The sequence below is a fragment of the Streptomyces anthophorae genome, from assembly GCF_049310305.1.
Lineage (GTDB): Bacteria > Actinomycetota > Actinomycetes > Streptomycetales > Streptomycetaceae > Streptomyces.
In genome coordinates this window covers 6,506,966-6,524,099 of the sequence record NZ_JBLWQQ010000001.1, presented here as the reverse complement: position 1 = coordinate 6,524,099, position 17,134 = coordinate 6,506,966, and the positions used below count along the sequence as shown (strand labels likewise).

At 72.4% G+C, this 17,134-nt stretch carries 20 protein-coding genes; 7 read left to right on the top strand and 13 right to left on the bottom strand.

From position 1 onward, the window contains the following. Positions 1 to 6: 6 nt before the first annotated feature. The 8 genes from hisF to hisD are packed head-to-tail and all read right to left on the bottom strand — an operon-like array spanning position 7 to position 5,723. The gene (hisF, locus tag ACNYS0_RS29580; RefSeq protein WP_422477757.1) at positions 7 to 762 is read right to left on the bottom strand and encodes an imidazole glycerol phosphate synthase subunit HisF; all 756 of its coding nucleotides are present in this window, start codon (positions 760 to 762) and stop codon (positions 7 to 9) included. Then, positions 759 to 1,163 carry a RidA family protein gene (locus ACNYS0_RS29575; RefSeq protein ID WP_422477755.1) on the bottom strand — a complete coding sequence of 135 codons (405 nt, stop codon included), beginning with the start codon at positions 1,161 to 1,163 and terminating at the stop codon, positions 759 to 761. Before ACNYS0_RS29575 ends, hisF begins: the two co-directional genes overlap by 4 nt. Beyond that, positions 1,160 to 1,900 (bottom strand): bifunctional 1-(5-phosphoribosyl)-5-((5-phosphoribosylamino)methylideneamino)imidazole-4-carboxamide isomerase/phosphoribosylanthranilate isomerase PriA, encoded by a 741-nt coding sequence (gene priA / locus ACNYS0_RS29570; RefSeq protein ID WP_422477753.1) that lies wholly within the window; start codon positions 1,898 to 1,900, stop codon positions 1,160 to 1,162. The genes ACNYS0_RS29575 and priA overlap by 4 nt, the downstream gene beginning before the upstream one ends. Continuing rightward, the gene (gene hisH / locus ACNYS0_RS29565) at positions 1,897 to 2,544 is read right to left on the bottom strand and encodes an imidazole glycerol phosphate synthase subunit HisH (RefSeq protein ID WP_422477751.1); all 648 of its coding nucleotides are present in this window, start codon (positions 2,542 to 2,544) and stop codon (positions 1,897 to 1,899) included. Before hisH ends, priA begins: the two co-directional genes overlap by 4 nt. Then, positions 2,544 to 2,708: a hypothetical protein gene (locus ACNYS0_RS29560; RefSeq protein ID WP_422406778.1), complete on the bottom strand. Its 165-nt coding sequence runs from the start codon at positions 2,706 to 2,708 to the stop codon at positions 2,544 to 2,546. Before ACNYS0_RS29560 ends, hisH begins: the two co-directional genes overlap by 1 nt. Continuing rightward, complete coding sequence (hisB, locus tag ACNYS0_RS29555) at positions 2,705 to 3,304, bottom strand: imidazoleglycerol-phosphate dehydratase HisB (RefSeq protein WP_422477749.1); 600 nt, start codon at positions 3,302 to 3,304, stop codon at positions 2,705 to 2,707. Before hisB ends, ACNYS0_RS29560 begins: the two co-directional genes overlap by 4 nt. After that, on the bottom strand, positions 3,301 to 4,401 hold the full coding sequence (locus ACNYS0_RS29550; protein ID WP_422477747.1) for a histidinol-phosphate transaminase: 1,101 nt from the start codon (positions 4,399 to 4,401) through the stop codon (positions 3,301 to 3,303). The genes hisB and ACNYS0_RS29550 overlap by 4 nt, the downstream gene beginning before the upstream one ends. Further along, entirely contained in the window at positions 4,398 to 5,723 is a 1,326-nt protein-coding gene (hisD, locus tag ACNYS0_RS29545) for a histidinol dehydrogenase (protein ID WP_422477745.1), read from the bottom strand. The genes ACNYS0_RS29550 and hisD overlap by 4 nt, the downstream gene beginning before the upstream one ends. Before the next feature lie 153 nt (positions 5,724 to 5,876). Between hisD and ACNYS0_RS29540 the strand changes: the two genes are divergently transcribed. From ACNYS0_RS29540 to ACNYS0_RS44195, 5 genes are all read left to right on the top strand, one after another. Then, positions 5,877 to 7,460 carry an oxidoreductase gene (locus tag ACNYS0_RS29540; protein ID WP_422477743.1) on the top strand — a complete coding sequence of 528 codons (1,584 nt, stop codon included), beginning with the start codon at positions 5,877 to 5,879 and terminating at the stop codon, positions 7,458 to 7,460. 227 nt (positions 7,461 to 7,687) lie between these two features. Next, positions 7,688 to 8,665: a hypothetical protein gene (locus tag ACNYS0_RS29535; protein WP_422482808.1), complete on the top strand. Its 978-nt coding sequence runs from the start codon at positions 7,688 to 7,690 to the stop codon at positions 8,663 to 8,665. A 5-nt stretch (positions 8,666 to 8,670) separates the two neighbouring features. Then, the gene (locus ACNYS0_RS29530; RefSeq protein WP_422477741.1) at positions 8,671 to 9,456 is read left to right on the top strand and encodes an LON peptidase substrate-binding domain-containing protein; all 786 of its coding nucleotides are present in this window, start codon (positions 8,671 to 8,673) and stop codon (positions 9,454 to 9,456) included. 31 nt (positions 9,457 to 9,487) lie between these two features. Beyond that, on the top strand, positions 9,488 to 9,991 hold the full coding sequence (gene ybaK / locus ACNYS0_RS29525; protein WP_422477739.1) for a Cys-tRNA(Pro) deacylase: 504 nt from the start codon (positions 9,488 to 9,490) through the stop codon (positions 9,989 to 9,991). A gap of 41 nt (positions 9,992 to 10,032) precedes the next feature. Further along, positions 10,033 to 10,107, top strand: coding sequence for a hypothetical protein (locus ACNYS0_RS44195; protein ID WP_465270599.1), 75 nt, complete (start codon positions 10,033 to 10,035; stop codon positions 10,105 to 10,107). A 15-nt stretch (positions 10,108 to 10,122) separates the two neighbouring features. Here ACNYS0_RS44195 and ACNYS0_RS29520 read toward each other — a convergent pair whose 3' ends face one another. After that, on the bottom strand, positions 10,123 to 10,818 hold the full coding sequence (locus ACNYS0_RS29520; RefSeq protein ID WP_422477737.1) for a FadR/GntR family transcriptional regulator: 696 nt from the start codon (positions 10,816 to 10,818) through the stop codon (positions 10,123 to 10,125). Between the two features lie 162 nt (positions 10,819 to 10,980). Between ACNYS0_RS29520 and ACNYS0_RS29515 the strand changes: the two genes are divergently transcribed. Continuing rightward, positions 10,981 to 11,922 (top strand): dihydrodipicolinate synthase family protein, encoded by a 942-nt coding sequence (locus tag ACNYS0_RS29515; protein ID WP_422477735.1) that lies wholly within the window; start codon positions 10,981 to 10,983, stop codon positions 11,920 to 11,922. Positions 11,923 to 12,501: 579 nt separating this feature from the next. On the opposite strand, the gene ACNYS0_RS29510 is transcribed toward ACNYS0_RS29515, so the two are convergent. From ACNYS0_RS29510 to ACNYS0_RS29495, 4 genes are all read right to left on the bottom strand, one after another. After that, on the bottom strand, positions 12,502 to 13,194 hold the full coding sequence (locus tag ACNYS0_RS29510) for a DUF2567 domain-containing protein (RefSeq protein ID WP_422477733.1): 693 nt from the start codon (positions 13,192 to 13,194) through the stop codon (positions 12,502 to 12,504). Positions 13,195 to 13,228: 34 nt separating this feature from the next. Further along, positions 13,229 to 14,047, bottom strand: coding sequence for an ABC transporter permease (locus ACNYS0_RS29505; RefSeq protein ID WP_422477731.1), 819 nt, complete (start codon positions 14,045 to 14,047; stop codon positions 13,229 to 13,231). After that, entirely contained in the window at positions 14,044 to 15,069 is a 1,026-nt protein-coding gene (locus ACNYS0_RS29500) for an ABC transporter ATP-binding protein (RefSeq protein ID WP_422482807.1), read from the bottom strand. The genes ACNYS0_RS29505 and ACNYS0_RS29500 overlap by 4 nt, the downstream gene beginning before the upstream one ends. Positions 15,070 to 15,380: 311 nt before the next feature. Next, positions 15,381 to 16,643 (bottom strand): NYN domain-containing protein, encoded by a 1,263-nt coding sequence (locus tag ACNYS0_RS29495; protein ID WP_422477729.1) that lies wholly within the window; start codon positions 16,641 to 16,643, stop codon positions 15,381 to 15,383. A gap of 279 nt (positions 16,644 to 16,922) precedes the next feature. Here ACNYS0_RS29495 and ACNYS0_RS29490 point away from each other — a divergent pair, with 279 nt between their 5' ends. Further along, positions 16,923 to 17,093 carry a hypothetical protein gene (locus ACNYS0_RS29490; protein ID WP_385768816.1) on the top strand — a complete coding sequence of 57 codons (171 nt, stop codon included), beginning with the start codon at positions 16,923 to 16,925 and terminating at the stop codon, positions 17,091 to 17,093. Positions 17,094 to 17,134: the final 41 nt, after the last annotated feature.

Genomic DNA, 17,134 nt, shown 5'->3' with positions numbered 1-17,134 from the left:
GGAAAGTCAGCGGACGGGGTGCCCCGCCTCGCGCAGCGTGTCCTTGACCTCGCCGATGCGCAGATCGCCGAAGTGGAAGACGGAGGCGGCGAGCACGGCGTCCGCGCCCGCGGCGACGGCCGGCGCGAAGTGCTCAAGACTGCCCGCGCCGCCCGACGCGATCACCGGCACCGACACGTGCTTGCGGACGGCCTCGATCATCTCGATGTCGTAGCCGTCCTTGGTGCCGTCGGCGTCCATCGAGTTGAGCAGGATCTCGCCCGCGCCAAGATCGGCGGCCTGGTGCGCCCATTCGACGGCGTCGATGCCGGCGGACTTGCGGCCGCCGTGCGTGGTCACCTCGAACGAACCCGACTCGGTGCGGCGCGCGTCCACGGACAGCACGAGCACCTGGCGGCCGAAGCGCTCGGCGATCTCGCGGATGAGGTCCGGGCGGGCGATGGCGGCGGTGTTGACGCCCACCTTGTCCGCGCCGGCGCGCAGCAGCTTGTCCACGTCGTCGGCGGTGCGCACGCCGCCGCCGACGGTGAGCGGGATGAAGACCTGCTCGGCGGTGCGGCGCACCACGTCGTACGTGGTCTCGCGGTTGCCGGAGGACGCGGTGATGTCCAGGAAGGTCAACTCGTCGGCGCCCTCGGCGTCGTAGACCTTCGCCATCTCGACGGGGTCGCCCGCGTCGCGCAGGTTCTGGAAGTTGACGCCCTTGACGACGCGGCCGTTGTCCACGTCGAGGCAGGGGATGACTCGGACGGCGAGCGTCACGGGGTGGCTCCTCGGAAGGCTTCGAGTTCGACTTCGACCAGGATGCGCGGGTCGACGAAGCCCGAGACGACCATCAGGGTCGTCGCGGGGCGCACCTGTCCGAAGACGTCGTTGTGGGCGCGGCCGACCTCGTCGACGTCCCGCGCGTGGGTCAGATACATCCGGGTGCGGATCACGGACTCGGGGCCGAGCCCGAACTCCGCGATCGCCTCCAGGGCGTTGCCGAAGGCGACGGTCGCCTGCTCGTACGGGTCGCCCTCCCCGTACAGGACGTCCTGGCGGAACGAGGTGGTCCCGCCCACGACGACCCGGTCCCCGGCGGCGACGGCGCGCGCGAAGCCGAAGGACTCTTCCCAGGGACTACCGCTCTGCACACGCCGCACGCCGTCGGAGGAGGTCATCGGGACACGGCCTCCAGGGCCTCTTCCAGCGTGAACGCCTTGGCGTACAGCGCCTTGCCGACGATGGAGCCCTCGACGCCGAGCGGTACGAGCTCGGCGATGGCGCGCAGGTCGTCGAGGGAGGAGACGCCGCCGGAGGCGACGACCGGGCGGTCGGTGGCCGAGCAGACGTTGCGGAGCAGCTCCAGGTTCGGGCCCTGGAGCGTGCCGTCCTTGGCGATGTCCGTGACGACGTAGCGCGAGCAGCCCTCGGAGTTGAGGCGCTCAAGGGTCTCGTAGAGGTCGCCGCCGTCGCGGGTCCAGCCGCGGCCGCGCAGCGTCGTGCCGCGCACGTCCAGGCCGACCGCGATCTTGTCGCCGTGCTCAGCGATGATCTTGGCGACCCACTCGGGGTCCTCCAGGGCGGCGGTGCCGATGTTGACGCGGGTGGCGCCCGTGGCGAGCGCGGCGGCGAGCGAGTCGTCGTCGCGGATGCCGCCGGACAGCTCCACCTTGATGTCCATGGCCTTCGCGACCTCGGAGATCAGGGCGCGGTTGTCGCCGGTGCCGAACGCGGCGTCCAGGTCGACCAGGTGCAGCCACTCGGCGCCGGAGCGCTGCCAGGCGAGGGCGGCCTCCAGCGGGGAGCCGTAGGAGGTCTCACTGCCGGACTCGCCGTGCACGAGGCGGACGGCCTGTCCGTCGCGGACGTCGACGGCGGGGAGGAGTTCGAGCTTGTTGCTCTGGGAAGCGGTCACAGTACGGAGATCCAGTTCTTCAGCAGCTGCGCTCCGGCGTCGCCGGACTTCTCGGGGTGGAACTGCGTCGCCCACAGCGCGCCGTTCTCGACGGCGGCGACGAAGGGGCCGCCGTGCGTGGACCAGGTGACCTTGGGCGCACGCATGGTGGGGTTGCGGACTTCGAGCTCCCAGTTCTGCACGGCGTAGGAGTGCACGAAGTAGTAGCGCTCGTCGGTGTTCACGCCCGCGAACAGCTGGGAGTCCTGCGGGGCGTCCACGGTGTTCCAGCCCATGTGCGGGACGACGTCGGCCTTCAGCGGTTCGACGACACCGGGCCACTCGTCGAGGCCCTCGGCCTCCACACCGTGCTCGATGCCGCGCGCGAACAGGATCTGCATGCCGACGCAGATGCCCATCACGGGACGCCCGCCGGAGAGCCGGCGGCCGACGATCCAGTCGCCGCGCGCCTCCTTCAGGCCGTTCATGCAGGCGGCGAACGCGCCGACGCCGGGCACGAGCAGCCCGTCCGCGTTCAGCGCCTTGTCGTAGTCACGGGTGATCTCGACATCGGCGCCCGCGCGGGCGAGGGCACGCTCCGCGGAGCGCACGTTGCCGAAGCCGTAGTCGAAGACGACGACGCTCTTGGTCTTGTCGGCCGACATCAGTAGAGCCACTCCAACCGCAGGATTCCGGCGACGAGGCACATCGCGGAACCGATTCCCATCAGCACCACGACGCTCTTGGGCAGTTGCTGCTTGTAGAAGGACCAGGCTCCGCCGGCGAGGAAGAGGCCGACGAAGATCAGTACCGCTGCCAGGCCGCTCACAGCGCGCCCTTCGTGGAGGGCAGGATCCCGGCGGCGGCCGCGCGCGGGTCGATCTCGCTCGCGTAGCGCAGGGCGCGCGCGAGGGCCTTGAACTGGCACTCCACGATGTGGTGCGCGTTGCGCCCGTACGGGACGTGGACGTGCAGCGCGATCTGGGCCTGCGCGACGAAGGACTCCAGGATGTGCCGGGTCATCGTCGTGTCGTACTCGCCGATCATCGGCGCCAGCTTCTCGGGCTCGGTGTGCACGAGGTACGGGCGGCCGGAGAGGTCCACCGTGACCTGCGCGAGCGACTCGTCGAGCGGCACGGTGCAGTTGCCGAAGCGGTAGATGCCGACCTTGTCGCCGAGCGCCTGCTTGAAGGCGGCGCCGAGGGCGAGGGCGGTGTCCTCGATGGTGTGGTGCGAGTCGATGTGCAGATCGCCCTCGGTCTTCACCGTGAGGTCGAACAGGCCGTGCTTGCCGAGCTGGTCGAGCATGTGGTCGTAGAAGCCGACCCCGGTCGCGACATCGACCTTTCCGGTGCCGTCGAGGTCGATCTCGACGAGGACCGAGGTCTCCTTGGTCGTACGCTCCACGCGTCCGATGCGGCTCATGCGCCGAACTCCTTCTTTGCTTCGCGGGCCGCGTCCAGGAACGCGTCGTTCTCTTCGGGGGTTCCTACGGTGACGCGCAGGCGGCCGGGCACTCCGTTGTCCCGGATCAGGACGCCGCGGTCGAGGATGAACTGCCACACGGCGTGCGGGTCCTCGAAGACGCCGAACTGGACGAAGTTGGCGTCGGCGACGGTGACGTCGAAGCCGAACCCCTCCAACTCCCCGACCACGCGGTCGCGTTCGGTCTTCAGCTGCTCCACGTACTGGAGCAGCGTGTCGGTGTACTCCAGGGCGGCGAGCGCCGTCGCCTGGTTCACGGCCGACAGGTGGTAGGGCAGCCGCACCAGTTGGACGGCGTCGACCACGGCCGGGTCGGCGGCGAGGTAGCCGAGGCGCAGGCCCGCCGCGCCGAAGGCCTTCGACATCGTCCGCGAGATGACCAGGTTCGGTCGGCCCTCGATCAGCGAGAGCAGCGAGGAGCCGTGGCTGAACTCGGTGTACGCCTCGTCGACGATCACCATCGCGTCCCGCCCGGCGGCCTCGTACAGCGCGAGGACGTCCTCGGCCGCGACCGCGTTGCCCGTCGGGTTGTTGGGGCTCGTGATGAAGACGACGTGCGGCCGGTGCGTGCGGATCGCCTCGACGGCGGCGGGCACGTCGAGCGAGAAGTCGTCGCGGCGCGGGGCGCTCACCCAGCCGGTGTTGGTGCCGCGGGCGAGCAGCGGGTGCATCGAGTACGAGGGCTCGAAGCCGAGCGCCAGACGGCCGGGGCCGCCGAAGGCCTGGAGGAGCTGCTGGAGCACCTCGTTCGACCCGTTGGCCGCCCACACCTGCTCGTAGGTGACCTCGTGGCCGGTCGTCCGGGTCAGGTACCTGGCGAGTTCGGTGCGCAGCTCGATCGCGTCCCGGTCGGGGTAGCGGTTGAGCTCGCGGGCCGCGTCGGCGACGCGCTCGGCGATCCGCCGGACCAGCGGCTCGGGCAGCGGGTACGGGTTCTCGTTCGTGTTCAGCCGGACGGCGACGTCCAACTGCGGTGCGCCGTACGGGGACTTGCCGCGCAGTTCCTCGCGTACGGGAAGGTCGTCGATCCTGGTCACTTGGCTGTAGGTACCTTCCACCCGAAACGGGCCTTGATCGCCGCGCCGTGCGCGGGCAGGTCCTCGGCGTCGGCCAGCGTCACCACGGTGGCCGCGACCTCGGCGAGGGCGTCCTTCGTGTAGTCGACGATGTGGATGCCGCGCAGGAAGGACTGGACGGACAGGCCGGACGAGTGGCAGGCACAGCCGCCCGTCGGCAGCACGTGGTTGGAGCCGGCCGCGTAGTCACCGAGGGAGACGGGCGCCCACGGGCCGACGAAGATCGCGCCCGCGTTCCTGACCCGCTGGGCCACGGCGGAGGCGTCGGCGGTCTGGATCTCCAGGTGCTCGGCGCCGTACGCGTCGACGACCTTGAGTCCGTCGTCGAGCGAGTCGACGAGGACGACCGCGGACTGCTGCCCCTTGAGGGCGGGCACGATCCGGTCCTCGATGTGCTTGGTGGCGGCGACCTGGGGTTCGAGTTCCTTCTCGACGGCTTCGGCGAGCTCGGGAGAGTCCGTGACGAGGACGGCCGCGGCCAGCGGGTCGTGCTCGGCCTGGCTGATCAGGTCGGACGCGACGTGCACCGGGTCGGCGGTGGAGTCCGCGAGGACCGCGATCTCGGTCGGTCCTGCCTCGGCGTCGATGCCGATGCGGCCCGTGAAGTAGCGCTTGGCGGCGGCCACCCAGATGTTGCCCGGGCCGGTCACCATGTTCGCAGGGGCGCAGGACTCGGTGCCGTACGCGTACATGGCGACGGCCTGGGCGCCGCCGACCGCGTACACCTCGTCGACGCCGAGCAGCGCGCACGCGGCGAGGATCGTCGGGTGCGGCAGGCCGCCGAACTCCTTCTGCGGCGGAGACGCGAGCGCGACGGACTCGACGCCCGCCTCCTGCGCCGGTACGGCGTTCATGATCACGGACGACGGGTAGACGGACCGGCCGCCCGGCGCGTACAGGCCGACGCGCTCGACCGGCACCCACTTCTCGGTGACGGAGCCGCCCGGCACGACCTGCGTCGTGTGGCTGGCGCGGCGCTGCTCGCGGTGGACGATGCGGGCCCGGCGGATCGACTCCTCCAGGGCGGCGCGCACGGCGGGGTCGAGGTCGGCGAGCGCCTTGGCGATGGCCTCGGCCGGAACCCGGACGGATTCCAGCGTCACTCCGTCGAATTTCTCCCCGTACTCGATCAGCGCCGCGTCGCCGCGATGATGCACGTCCTCGCAGATCGGACGCACCTTCTCCAGGGCGGCCGAGACGTCGAAGTCGGCTCGGGGCAGCAGCGAGCGCAGGGCCTGCCCCTCGGGGAGGGCGGCGCCGCGCAGATCGATTCGAGAGATCACAGAACAATTCTCTCAGATGCGGGTTTACGCTCGGCGCCCCGTATCAGTGGCTGATATCGCGGCAGGTGCGCTGACCACCGGCGTTCAGACGGTCACACAGCGGGCATGAACGGTTGTACGAACCAGGGATCGCACGGGGGAGGCAGAACAGTCGTGGTCGAGGGGACGACCGGCAACGGCAACGGGGACGTGCCGGACGGGCTGACCGCCACCGAGGTGGGGATGTGGCAGGCCTTCCGCAACGGAAGCGTCTACGACCTGCGCACCGGGGACGCCGAGCGGGACGATCCGCACGGCGGCCACCCCTGGGGACCGGCGCGCAGCGTGCGGGCGCGCATCGCGGCGTGGCTGCTGCTCGACGGCCCGCCCGCCCTCGACGGCCGGGTCTCCTCGCTCAAGCTCCAGGGCGTGCAGATCACGGACGTGTTCGACCTCGCGGGCGGCAACGTCGTCCCGTACCTGGAGATGAAGGGCTGCCGCTTCGAGAAGGAGGTGCTGCTCCCGGAGGCGCACTTCACGACGGTGCGGCTCATCGACTGCTCGGTGCCCCGCCTGGAGGGCGCCCGGATCCACACGGAGGGCGATCTGCACCTCGCCCGCTGCCGCTTCCACAACGGGGTCCGGCTCACGGACGCGCACATCGGCACGGACCTGCTGCTCAACCAGGCCGTCGTGTTCCGCGACCGGCGCGGAAAGTCGATCATGGCGGACGGGCTCACGGTCGGCCAGGACCTCCAGGCCGAGCAGCTGGAGACGCACGGCGAGCTGAGCCTGCGTGGCGCGACGGTCGGCGTCTCGCTGTCGCTGCGGGGCAGCCGGCTGCGGAACACGCAGGGGCGGCGGGCCCTGAACGCTCCGCAGATGTCGGTCGAGCGGACGCTGTACCTCGGTCCCGCCGCGCTCGGCGGCCCGCTCCAGAACGGCGGCGGGACGCCCGCGCGCGGCACCCGCGTGCAGAGCTTCGAGTGCGTGGGCGGGATGCGGCTCGACGACGGCCGCTTCGGGGACGCGGTCGACCTGGACTCGGCGCGCTTCACGATGGAGAACGAGCAGGAGGTCTCGATGCGCCGCATCCAGACCCCTGAGCTGCGCTTCCTCTGCGAGAAGCCGGAGCGCGGGCGGATCGTGCTCTCCGGCGCGCGGGCGACCAACCTGGTCGACAGATCGACGAGCTGGCCGGGCCCCGGCCAGCTCCGGATCGGCGGCTTCCAGTACGAGAACCTCATCCCCACCGGCTCCTTCCCGCTCGCCCGCCGACTCGACTGGCTCTCCGCCGCGACCCCCGAGTACAGCCCGGAGCCGTACGAGCGGCTCGCCACGGTGCTGCGCAACAGCGGCGAGGACTCCGACGCGCGCGAGGTCCTCCTCGCCAAGCAGCGCAGGCGCCGCGAGACGCTGCCGCTCGCGGCGAAGGTGTGGGGCTACATCCAGGACTGGACGGTGGCGTACGGGTACCGGCCCGGGCGGGCCGCGCTGTGGATGGTGGTCCTCTGGGCGCTCAGCGCGGCCGTCTTCTCCCAGGCCCCGCACCCCCGCATCAAGCCCGGCGAGGGCCCGGTCTGGGACCCGGCCCTCTTCACCCTCGACCTCCTGCTCCCCGTCATCGACCTCGGCCAGGCCGCCAGCTGGCAACTCAGCGGCCCCTGGCTGTGGGCCTCGGCGATCCTGGTCCTCCTGGGCTGGATCCTGGCGACGACGGTGGCGGCAGGAGCGACGAGGTTGCTCCGCAGGAGCTAGGCCGTTCAAGCCCCGCCTTTCGGACGAGAGCCCGCGGGGCCCGGGGCGGAGCCCCGAAACCCCGGTGCCGCGCACCCAGGACGACGCCCCCGGCCACGACACGGCAAAAAATCGCACGCGTCATGCAACCTTCCACCCACCTCGGCCGTCATTCCAGCGCAACCACGTCCCCGCGCGCAGAAGGAGGCCCCGTGCCATTCCTGCGCGCCCTCATCCGCACGACCCGCATGCTCCGCCACACCGCCGCCCTCGGCATCGGCCTCCCGCCGGACGAGGAACTCCTGCTCGACGCCCCGGACGACCGCCTCGCCCCCGCCCTCGTCGCCGCGGGCCGCGGCGACCACATCCCCGCCGCGAAGGCCCTCGCCCAGACCCGCGACGCCGCCGAGTGGGAGAACCGGGACCGCGGCGTGCAGCGCCTCGCCTCGTTCGCCGCCGCCCGCCCCGAGTGGTTCGAGGCCTGGCAGAAGGCCTCGCCGCACGACCCCGACCTGCTCCTCGTCAAGGCCGAGCTCGCCGTCACCCGCGCCCTCGCCGCCCCCGCCCACGCCGAGCTCCTGCGCGAGGTCACCCCGCTGATCCTGGCCGCCGCCGAGTGCGACCCCCGTGACCCGGTCCCCTGGCGCATCGCCCTCGACCACGCCCGCGGCACCAACGCCCCGCACACGGAGTTCGAGCAGCTGTGGGCCCGCGCGGTGCGCCGCTCCCCGCACCACTACGGCTGCCACGTCGCGGCCCTGCGCTATCTGTCGGCCGCCTGGTACGGCTCGCACCGCGAGTGCTTCGACTTCGCGGAGCGCGCCGCGCAGGACGCCCTGCCGGGCTCGCTCCTCAAGGCGCTCCCGGCCCGCGCGGCCCTCGCGTATCTGACCTCCGGCGCCCCCAGGACCGGAATCCCGCGCGCCCGCCTGGACGCCGCCGCCGACCTCGCCGCGGAGCTGTCCCGCAGCTACGAGCCCTCGGACCCGTGGCCCGCCGAGGTGCGCAACCTGCTGACCTGCGTACTGGTCGAACTCGAACGCTGGGACGACGCCCTGGAGCAGCTGCGGCTCATCGGCCCGTACGCGACGACGTTCCCCTGGGACCGGCTCACGGACGATCCGCTGGGCCATTTCATGGAGCTGCGCGGACAGGTCCGTCTGGAGGTCGCGGCGACGATGCCGCTGCGCGGCGGACCGGCCCGGTCCGACGACCATTACGCTTGACCGACGTGACCACCGTCCGACTTCCGCTGTTCCCGCTCAACTCGGTGCTGTTCCCGGGACTCGTGCTCCCGCTGAACGTGTTCGAGGAGCGCTATCGCGCCATGATGCGCGATCTGTTGAAGGCGTCGCCCGACGATCCGTCGGAGCCCGACACCGAACCGTCCACCTCGGAGGAGCCCCGCCAGTTCGTGGTCGTCGCGATCCGCGACGGCCATGAGGTCGCGCCCACCGCGCCCGGAATGCCTGACGAGGTGACGACGAAGGAGGCGGGCGCGGGACCGGCCGCGGGCTTCGGCGACGACCCGATCGCCTCCTTCCACGCCGTCGGCTGCATCGCGGACGCCGCGACGATCAGGGAGCGCGCGGACGGCAGCTTCGAGGTGCTCGCCACGGGCACGCGCCGGGTGAAGCTGCACTCCGTCGACGCCTCGGGCCCGTATCTGACGGCCGAGGTGGAGGAGCTGCCCGAGGAGGACGGCGAGGAGGCGGGCGCCCTCGCGGAGGGCGTGCTGCGCGCGTTCCGCTCGTACCAGAAGCGGCTCGCGGGCGCCCGCGAGCGCTCGCTGACGACGGGCGCGGAGCTGCCGGACGAGCCGTCGGTGGTGTCGTACCTCGTCGCGGCGGCCGCCGTCCTCGACGTACCGACGAAGCAGCAGCTGTTGCAGGCCGGGGACGTGGCGTCGCGGCTGCGCGAGGAGCTGACGCTGCTGCGCGCGGAGACGGCGATCATCCGCCATCTGCCCTCGCTGCCCGCGACGGAGCTCACCCGGCAGTCGACCAGCCTCAACTGACGTCACTCAACTCACGTAGGGAAGCGGCACGTTGGCGAAGAAGGCCAAGAAGCAGAATCAGTCCGGAGGCACGCCCGCGACCGTCGCCCTCACCACCGCGGGCACCGCTTTCACGGTCCACTCCTACGAGCACGACCCCGCGCACGCCTCGTACGGCGAGGAGGCCGCCGAGGCGATGGGCGTGTCCCCGGACCGGGTGTTCAAGACGCTCGTCGCGGACGTGGACGGAGCGCTCGTCGTCGGCGTCGTGCCGGTGGCGGGCCAGCTCGACCTGAAGGCGCTCGCCGCGGCGGTCGGCGGCAAGCGCGCCACCATGGCCGACCCGGCCCTCGCGGAGCGTACGACCGGGTACGTGCGCGGCGGCATCTCGCCGCTCGGGCAGCGCAAGAAGCTGCGAACGGTCATCGACTCCTCCGCCGGGAAGCACGACACGATCTGCGTCTCGGCGGGGCGCCGCGGCCTGGAGGTCGAACTGGCGCCGGGGGACCTCGCGGCGCTCACGGACGCGGTGCTCGCTCCCGTCGGGCGTGCGTGACCCCTCGACGTACCCCGCCGCTTCGGCTAAGTACCGAGGACATGTCGAAGAAGACACGCAAGCGCAAGTGGCGGATCAAGAAGGGCAAGGCCAACCACGGGCGACGGCCCGCCTGAGGTCCCTGTTGAGGATCAGCGCGCGCTCAGCCGGCCGCGGATGTCGTCGAAGTGCGCATGCATGGCGGCCTCCGCGGCCTCCGCGTCCCCGGCCCGCACCGCGTCGACGATCCGGCCGTGCATCCGGGCCGGCTCCGCGCCGTCCGCGTTCTCGAACGCGCGCCCGATGTCCTGCGGCCGCGACTGGTGAAAGGCGCTCCAGAACGCGTCGAGCAACTCGCTGAGCAGCCGGTTCGCCAGCGGCCCGTACAGCGCGAGATGGAACTCCCGGTCGGTCGCGGCGTCGATCGCCCCGTCCTTGGCGACCTCCTCGTGCATCCGCCGCACGAGCCCGTCGAGCCGGCCCAGTTCCGCCTCGCCGAGCCGCCCGACGAGACTGCTCATCAGGCCCGCCTCCAGCGCCTCCCGCATCTGGAGCAGTTCGAGCAGGCTGTCCTCGCCCCTGCGGTGTCCGACGACGGTGCGGAACGCGAGCCCGTCGATCAGCGGCTCAAGCGACATCGACCCGACGTACGTCCCGAACCCGCGCCGGATCTCGACGATGTGCTTGGCCTGCAACGACTTCAGGGCCTCGCGCAGCGAGTTGCGGCTGACGGCGAACCGCTCCATCAGCTCGGTCTCGGTCGGCAGCGGGTCGCCGGGTCCGAGGCCGCCCTCGACGATGAGTTCCTTGATCTTCTGCTGCGCGTCGTCCGCGACCAGCGCTCGCATCCAGACCCCTCCTGTGCTCTTGCCCGTGACCATTCCCGTGATCCGCCGGACTCTTCGAACCCTTGACACCGCACTCGACGGAGGAGCACCGTCACCTTCAGGACATAGGACATCCTACGTCCCATCTCCGTACACCATCGGTTAACCCTGGAGACCACGGCCATGACGCTCCGAGCCCCGCTCCCCGCCCCCTTCCGGGGCGTCGTACCGCCGCTGGTCACGCCGCTCACCGCCGAGGGACAGGTGGACGTCGCCTCCATGAGCCGGCTCGCCGAGCATCTGATCGCCGCCGGGGTGCACGGCCTCTTCCTGCTGGGCTCCAGCGGCGAGACCGCCTACCTCACGGACGCCCAGCGCCGCACCGCCCTGGAGGCCGCCATCGAGGCGGCCGCGGGCCGGGTGCCGGTCCTCGCGGGCGTCATCGAGACGACCACGGCCCGGGTCCTGGAGCGGGCCCGGGACGCAGTGAAGGCGGGCGCCGACGCGCTCGTGGCGACCGCGCCGTTCTACACCCGCACCCACCCGGCCGAGATCGCGGACCACTTCCGCCGCATCCGCGCCGGCGCGGACCTGCCCCTGTTCGCGTACGACATCCCGGCCGCCGTGCACAGCAAGCTCGACCGCGACACGATCCTCGGACTCGCCGCCGACGGCACCCTCGCGGGCCTCAAGGACTCCAGCGGCGACGAGGGCTCTCTGCGCCGCCTGCTCGCCCCGCTGCGCGCGGCGGCCCCCGCGTTCTCGGTGTTCACGGGCGCCGAGCTGACCGTGGACGGCGCCCTCCTCGCGGGCGTCGACGGCGTGGTCCCCGGCCTCGGCAACGTGGACGCGCACGGCTACGTCCGGCTCTACGAGGCCGCGCGCGCAGGCGACTGGGCCGCGGCCCGCGCCGAGCAGGACCGGCTCGCCGCCCTCTTCGCGATCACGGACGCCGGCGACCCGGCCGTCATGGGCGGCTCCTCCTCGGCACTCGGCGCCTTCAAGGCCGCGGTCCACCTCCGCGGAATCATCGACTGCCCCGCCACGGCCGCACCGCAGATCCCGCTGGGCGAGACCGAGTTCGCATACATCCGCCACCACCTGACCGAAGCGGGCCTGCTGTGACGACCGCTTCGGCAAAACCAGCCCCGCTCGCGATTGAGACCCACGACCGGGACGGAACCCCAGCCCGCAACACCGGTTCAGCAAGACCAGCCCCGCCGGCGATTGAGGCGCGGGGCCCGGGGCAGAGCCCCGAGTCCGCAACACCGGCTCAGCAAAACCAGCCCCGCCAGCGCTTGAGACCCACGACCGGGACGGAACCCCAGCCCGCAACACCGGTTCAGCAAGACCAGCCCCGCCGGCGATTGAGGCGCGGGGCCCGGGGCAGAGCCCCGAGTCCGCAACACCGGCTCAGCAAAACCAGCCCCGCCAGCGCTTGAGACCCACGGCCCGGGACGGAACCCCAGCCCGCAACACCGGTTCGGCAAAACCAGCCCCGCCGGCGATTGAGGCGCGGGGCCCGGGGCAGAGCCCCGAGTCCGCAACACCGGCTCAGCAAAACCAGCCCCGCCAGCGCTTGAGACCCACGGCCCGGGACGGAACCCCAGCCCGCAACACCGGTTCGGCAAGACCAGCCCCGCCGGCGATTGAGGCGCGGGGTCCGGGGCGGAGCCCCGAGGCCGTAACGGTAGGACTGGGCGGCTACGGGCCCGTGAACGTGGCGGAGCCGTCACGCTGTGGCCCGTACGGCGTAGCGAAATACGGATCCGGATCCCGCGGGCCGAACAGACCCGTGAGGCCCAGGTGCACCACCAGCGCGGCCAGCGGCCACGCAAGCAGCGCCCCCTTGGCGTTCAGCTCCAGGGGCGCGTCGAACACGACCCCCTTGCCGACCTCCTTGGCGTGCGCGGCGACGTTCTGCGTCGGCCCCAGCCAGATGCCGAAGCGCCAGGCGAGCACCCCGCCGAGCAGGCTGCCCAGTGCCAGGCCCACGACCAGCGGTACGCCTCCGCGCCTGCGCCACAGGAAGACGGCAGCCCCGGTGACGGCACCGAACGCGAGCCCGAGCAGGGCGAACGTTCCGTCGATGCCGATGGCCTGCTCGCCCTCGGTGTCCTTGAGGTAGACCGCCGAGGCGTCCGAGACCAGCGGGACCCGGGGCGCGAGCCACAGCCACAGCGCGCCGAGCGCGAGCCCCACCACCGCGACGCCGATCGTCACGACGACGGCCTCGCGCAGTTCGGCCCGGAGCCCCGGACCGTCCTCCTCGTGCTCCTGCGGGGCGGCGGGTGCGGGCGGCAGATGTCCGGTCATGGGGTCGGGGGCCTGCCAGGGGTCGCTGTGCCCGTTGTTGTGCGGGGGCTGATGGGGTGGCGGTGTCAGCGGTGCGGTCACCCTGCCATCGTGCCAGGCGTCGCTGTGCGGCGCGTCACCGGACGGCGGCCCGACGGTAGGCCCACGTCGCCACCGCCAGCGAGGCCACGCCGACGGCCGCGCAGACGCCCAGGTCGAGCAGGACGACGCCCCAGTCGGGGTGCGCGGCGAAGGTCCGCGCGAACGCCTCGACCCCGTACGTAGACGGGAGCAGGTCCCGCGCCCACTGCACGAACTCGGGCATCCGGTCGGCCGGAAGGACGCCGAGCAGCAGCGCCGCGGACATGCCCAACTGGCCGAGCAGCGTGGCCAGTTCCGGCCGGGGCGCGAGCAGGCCGAGCGCGGCGCCGAGGCCGGCGAGGGCGGCGCCCGCCAGCGGGATCACCGCGGCGAGCACCCACAGGTGGGTGAGCGGCAGCTGGAACATCGCGCAGCCGACGACCGCGGTGACCACGGTCCCCGGCACGGTGAACGAGGCGTACGCGCCCGCGGCGCCGAGCACCACGGAGGCGGGCGGCACCGGCAGCGTCGCGTAGTGGTCGAGGCCACCGGCCGCCCGCAGCTGCCCGAAGTACTGGGCGAGCAGGTTCAGCGCGACGAACGCGACGACGAGCACCGCGGACCCGGCCACGACGGCCTGCGCCTCACGGCCGCCCTGGTCGACGACGCCGCGCATCAGGATCATGATGCCGATGCTCTGGAACGTCGCCACGAACAGCAGCGGGATCCGGGCCACGCGGGCCCGGCTGAGCTGGGCCCGGTAGACGGCGGCGAGCGAGGGCAGGAAGCGGGCGCGGGGCGCGAGCAGTTCCTCGGCCTCCTCGGGCACGGACGCCCGGCGGGCCGGGGCCGCCTCGACGGGAATGACACTCACGCCTTCACCAGGCCCTTCACGCCGCTGCGGCTGCCGCCGAGCGCCAGGTACACGTCCTCCAGGCTCGGCGTCGCGAGCGTGAAGTCGTCGAGGAAGTCGAAGGCCGGGCCGCCGGTGACGGCGGCGACGGCGGAGCGGGCCTCGTCCGGTGCGAGCCGCAGCGACCAGCGCCGCCCGGATTCCACGGCGTGCGGCCGCAGCCGCGCCACCTCGTCGAGCTCCACCGGAGCCTCCTGGCGCCACACGAGTTCCACGCGCACCTCGCCGGCGACGCGTTCCTTGAGTCCGGCCGGGGTGTCGCAGGCGATCACGCGGCCCTGGTCGAGCACGGCCACCCGGTCGAGCACGGTCTCGGCCTCGATCACGTTGTGGGTGACGAGCAGCACGGTCGTGCCGCGCTCGGCCCTGCGGCGGTCCACGGCGGACCATACGGCGCGGCGGGCCACGGGGTCCATGCCGGTGGTCGGCTCGTCGAGCACGAGCAGGGGGCGTTCGCCGACGAGGGCGGCGGCGAAGCAGGCGAGCCGGCGCTGGCCGCCGGACAGCTTCTTGATCGGCCGTGCGGCGAGCGGAGTGAGGCCGAGTTCGTCGAGGACGTCGTCGCGGGCGGCCCGCGCGTCCTTCAGCGGGAGCCCGCGGAGCCGCCCGGTGGTCTCGGCGGCCAGCGCGACGGTCAGCTCGTCGAGGGCGGTCGACTCCTGCCCCAGGTAGGCGAGGATCCGGGAGGCGCGCTCGGGGTGCCGCACGATGTCGTGCCCGAGGATCTCGACGCTTCCCGCGTCGGGGCGCATCAGGCCGGTCAGCTGTCGTACGAGGGTGGACTTGCCCGCCCCGTTCGGCCCGAGGAGGCCGAAGATCTCCCCGCGCTCGATGTCGAGCCGTACGTCGTCCGTGGCCCGCAGTTCCGGTGTCCCGGGCACGCCACGGCGCCCGCGCGAGGCCGGATACGTCTTCCGCAGACCCCGCACCGCGCACACCACAGCGCCCGCATTACGCTTCTGGGCGACGGCATCGGTGCGCATACTCACGAGGAACGAGCCTACGGGGTCCGGCGTTCACGATTGCACGCGGGGCGGGACATTTCCCACGCATGGCTCCGCCCCGGACCGGGCCTGCCCCCTTCCGCCGCACCGGCGTTGCACCCTCGGGGCTCCGCCCCGGACCCCGCTGCTCAATCGCCGCAGGGGCTCAATAGGCCAGCCGTCACCGGCTTGGGCAATCTGCCGCCTTGGGCGGCAGGGTGGGCAAGGCGGCGCACGGTGCCGCGCAACGAAAACGTCGGGGCCGACCCCGGCACGGCGGAAAAGCCCCCGTGCCGCGCAACACGGACCGGCTAGTCGGCGGCAGCCGCGTGCTCGGCCGTGCGGATGTCGATCTCCCGCCAGAACCCCGCCCGGATCGCATACCGATCGTGCTCGTCGATCTGGTCGTCCTTGTGCGCGAGCAGCCCGAACCTGGCCGCGTACCGCAACAACTCGCCGTCGATCCGGTGCGGCACCCGCGGATACATGGTCGCCAGCTTCTGCAACTGCGCCTGGTCCCCCAACCGCTCCCGCCACCGCCGCGCGAACACCTGCCCGACCTCGTACGGATCCCCGCCGATCGCGGTGATGTCCTCCTCGCGGTCGGCCCACCGCTGCTCCGCCGTGGTGAGCTGCGCCAGCGTCGGCAGGGACGCCACATCGGCGGGCTCCCCGCCGCCCCCCGGCCGCTCGACCCACCCCTTGTCGGACGACCACCGCAGCGTCGCGTTCGCGGGATGCTGGGCGGTCTGCGCCCCCGGGCCGCGCAGCGCGGCGAGGTCCTTGGGCGTGGGCACGCCCTTGCCGACCCCGGCCCGCTCCTCCTCTTCCGCCGCCGACGCCGCCTCGGAAGCCACCGCACCGTTCTCACCCCGCGCGGCCGGGGCATGCTGCACGGACGCCCCCTCCCCCGGCTCCTCCACGGGCCGCCCCGAGGAGGACAGCGCCGACTCGGGCAGCGGCGCGGAGAGGATCGCGGCGATCTCCGGGCGCGGCACGGGCGGCGGCGCGCAGATCCCGCCGAGCTCCTTGGCACGTACCGCCTTGGTGATCCAGGCCCGGTCGAGCACCCGCCGCTCGTCGGCCTCCGCGACCAGGTCCTCGGACTGGTTGTAGTCGCCGTCGGCGGCCTGCACGGCCCAGAGGTGGACGGCGACGCCGTGCTCCTTGGCGGCCATCATGCCGGGCAGCAGGTCCCCGTCCCCGGTCACCAGCACGATGTCCGAGCAGGCCCGGTTGCGGGCCAGCTCGGTCAGCTCGGCGTGCATCGCCGCGTCGACGCCCTTCTGTGCCCACCGCCCGTCGCTCCTGGTCAGCGCGCCGAGCCGGACGGTGACCCGCGGCATCACCCGCAGTCGCCTGTGCTCGGGCTGCGGCACCCTGTCGGGCGCCCCGTCGAACCAGTAGATGCGCAGCAGCTCCCGGCCGGTCTCGGCCTCGGCGCGCTCGCGCAGGCCCTGGATGAGGGCGGCGTGGTCGACATGGATCCGTGAGCGGGAGGGCTCGCCCGCGAGCAGACTCGCCGCGGCCCCCAGCAGATATCCGGCATCCACCAGAACGATGCAACGATCCACGCGATCCACCCTCTTTCCGCCGACTTGCAAGGAGTCCGGACACGCTCCACGGGACGGCTCCCGCGGCTTCGCTTCGGGTTTCCTTCGAGTCTGCCCGACCGCGCGGGGGTTAACGGCCCGAACTGGATCTTCGGCGTGGCGGAAGCCGTGAACCCGGGGCGGGCCGTCGACGACCTACACCCGTTACGAACGGTAATACTCCGAAATGCGTTCTTCCTCCGCCTGTGTGAATCTGAAGCCGGCCCTGGCCCCTAGATCCCCCGCAGGAGGCAGATCACCATGGCCAAGAACCGTAAGCAGAACCGCCATCAGCAGAAGGCGGCCGAGCAGGCCCGGCCGGACGAGCAGGCCCGGTCCTCGGCCATGGAGGCTCAGGCCAAGTCGGCCGTGGAGGCGACTCCGGGCGACGTGGCCCGCAAGCACCGCGAGCGTCGCTTCGGGCACAACTGAGGCGCCTCGTAGGGAAGTCGGCACACAGCGAGGGGCGCACC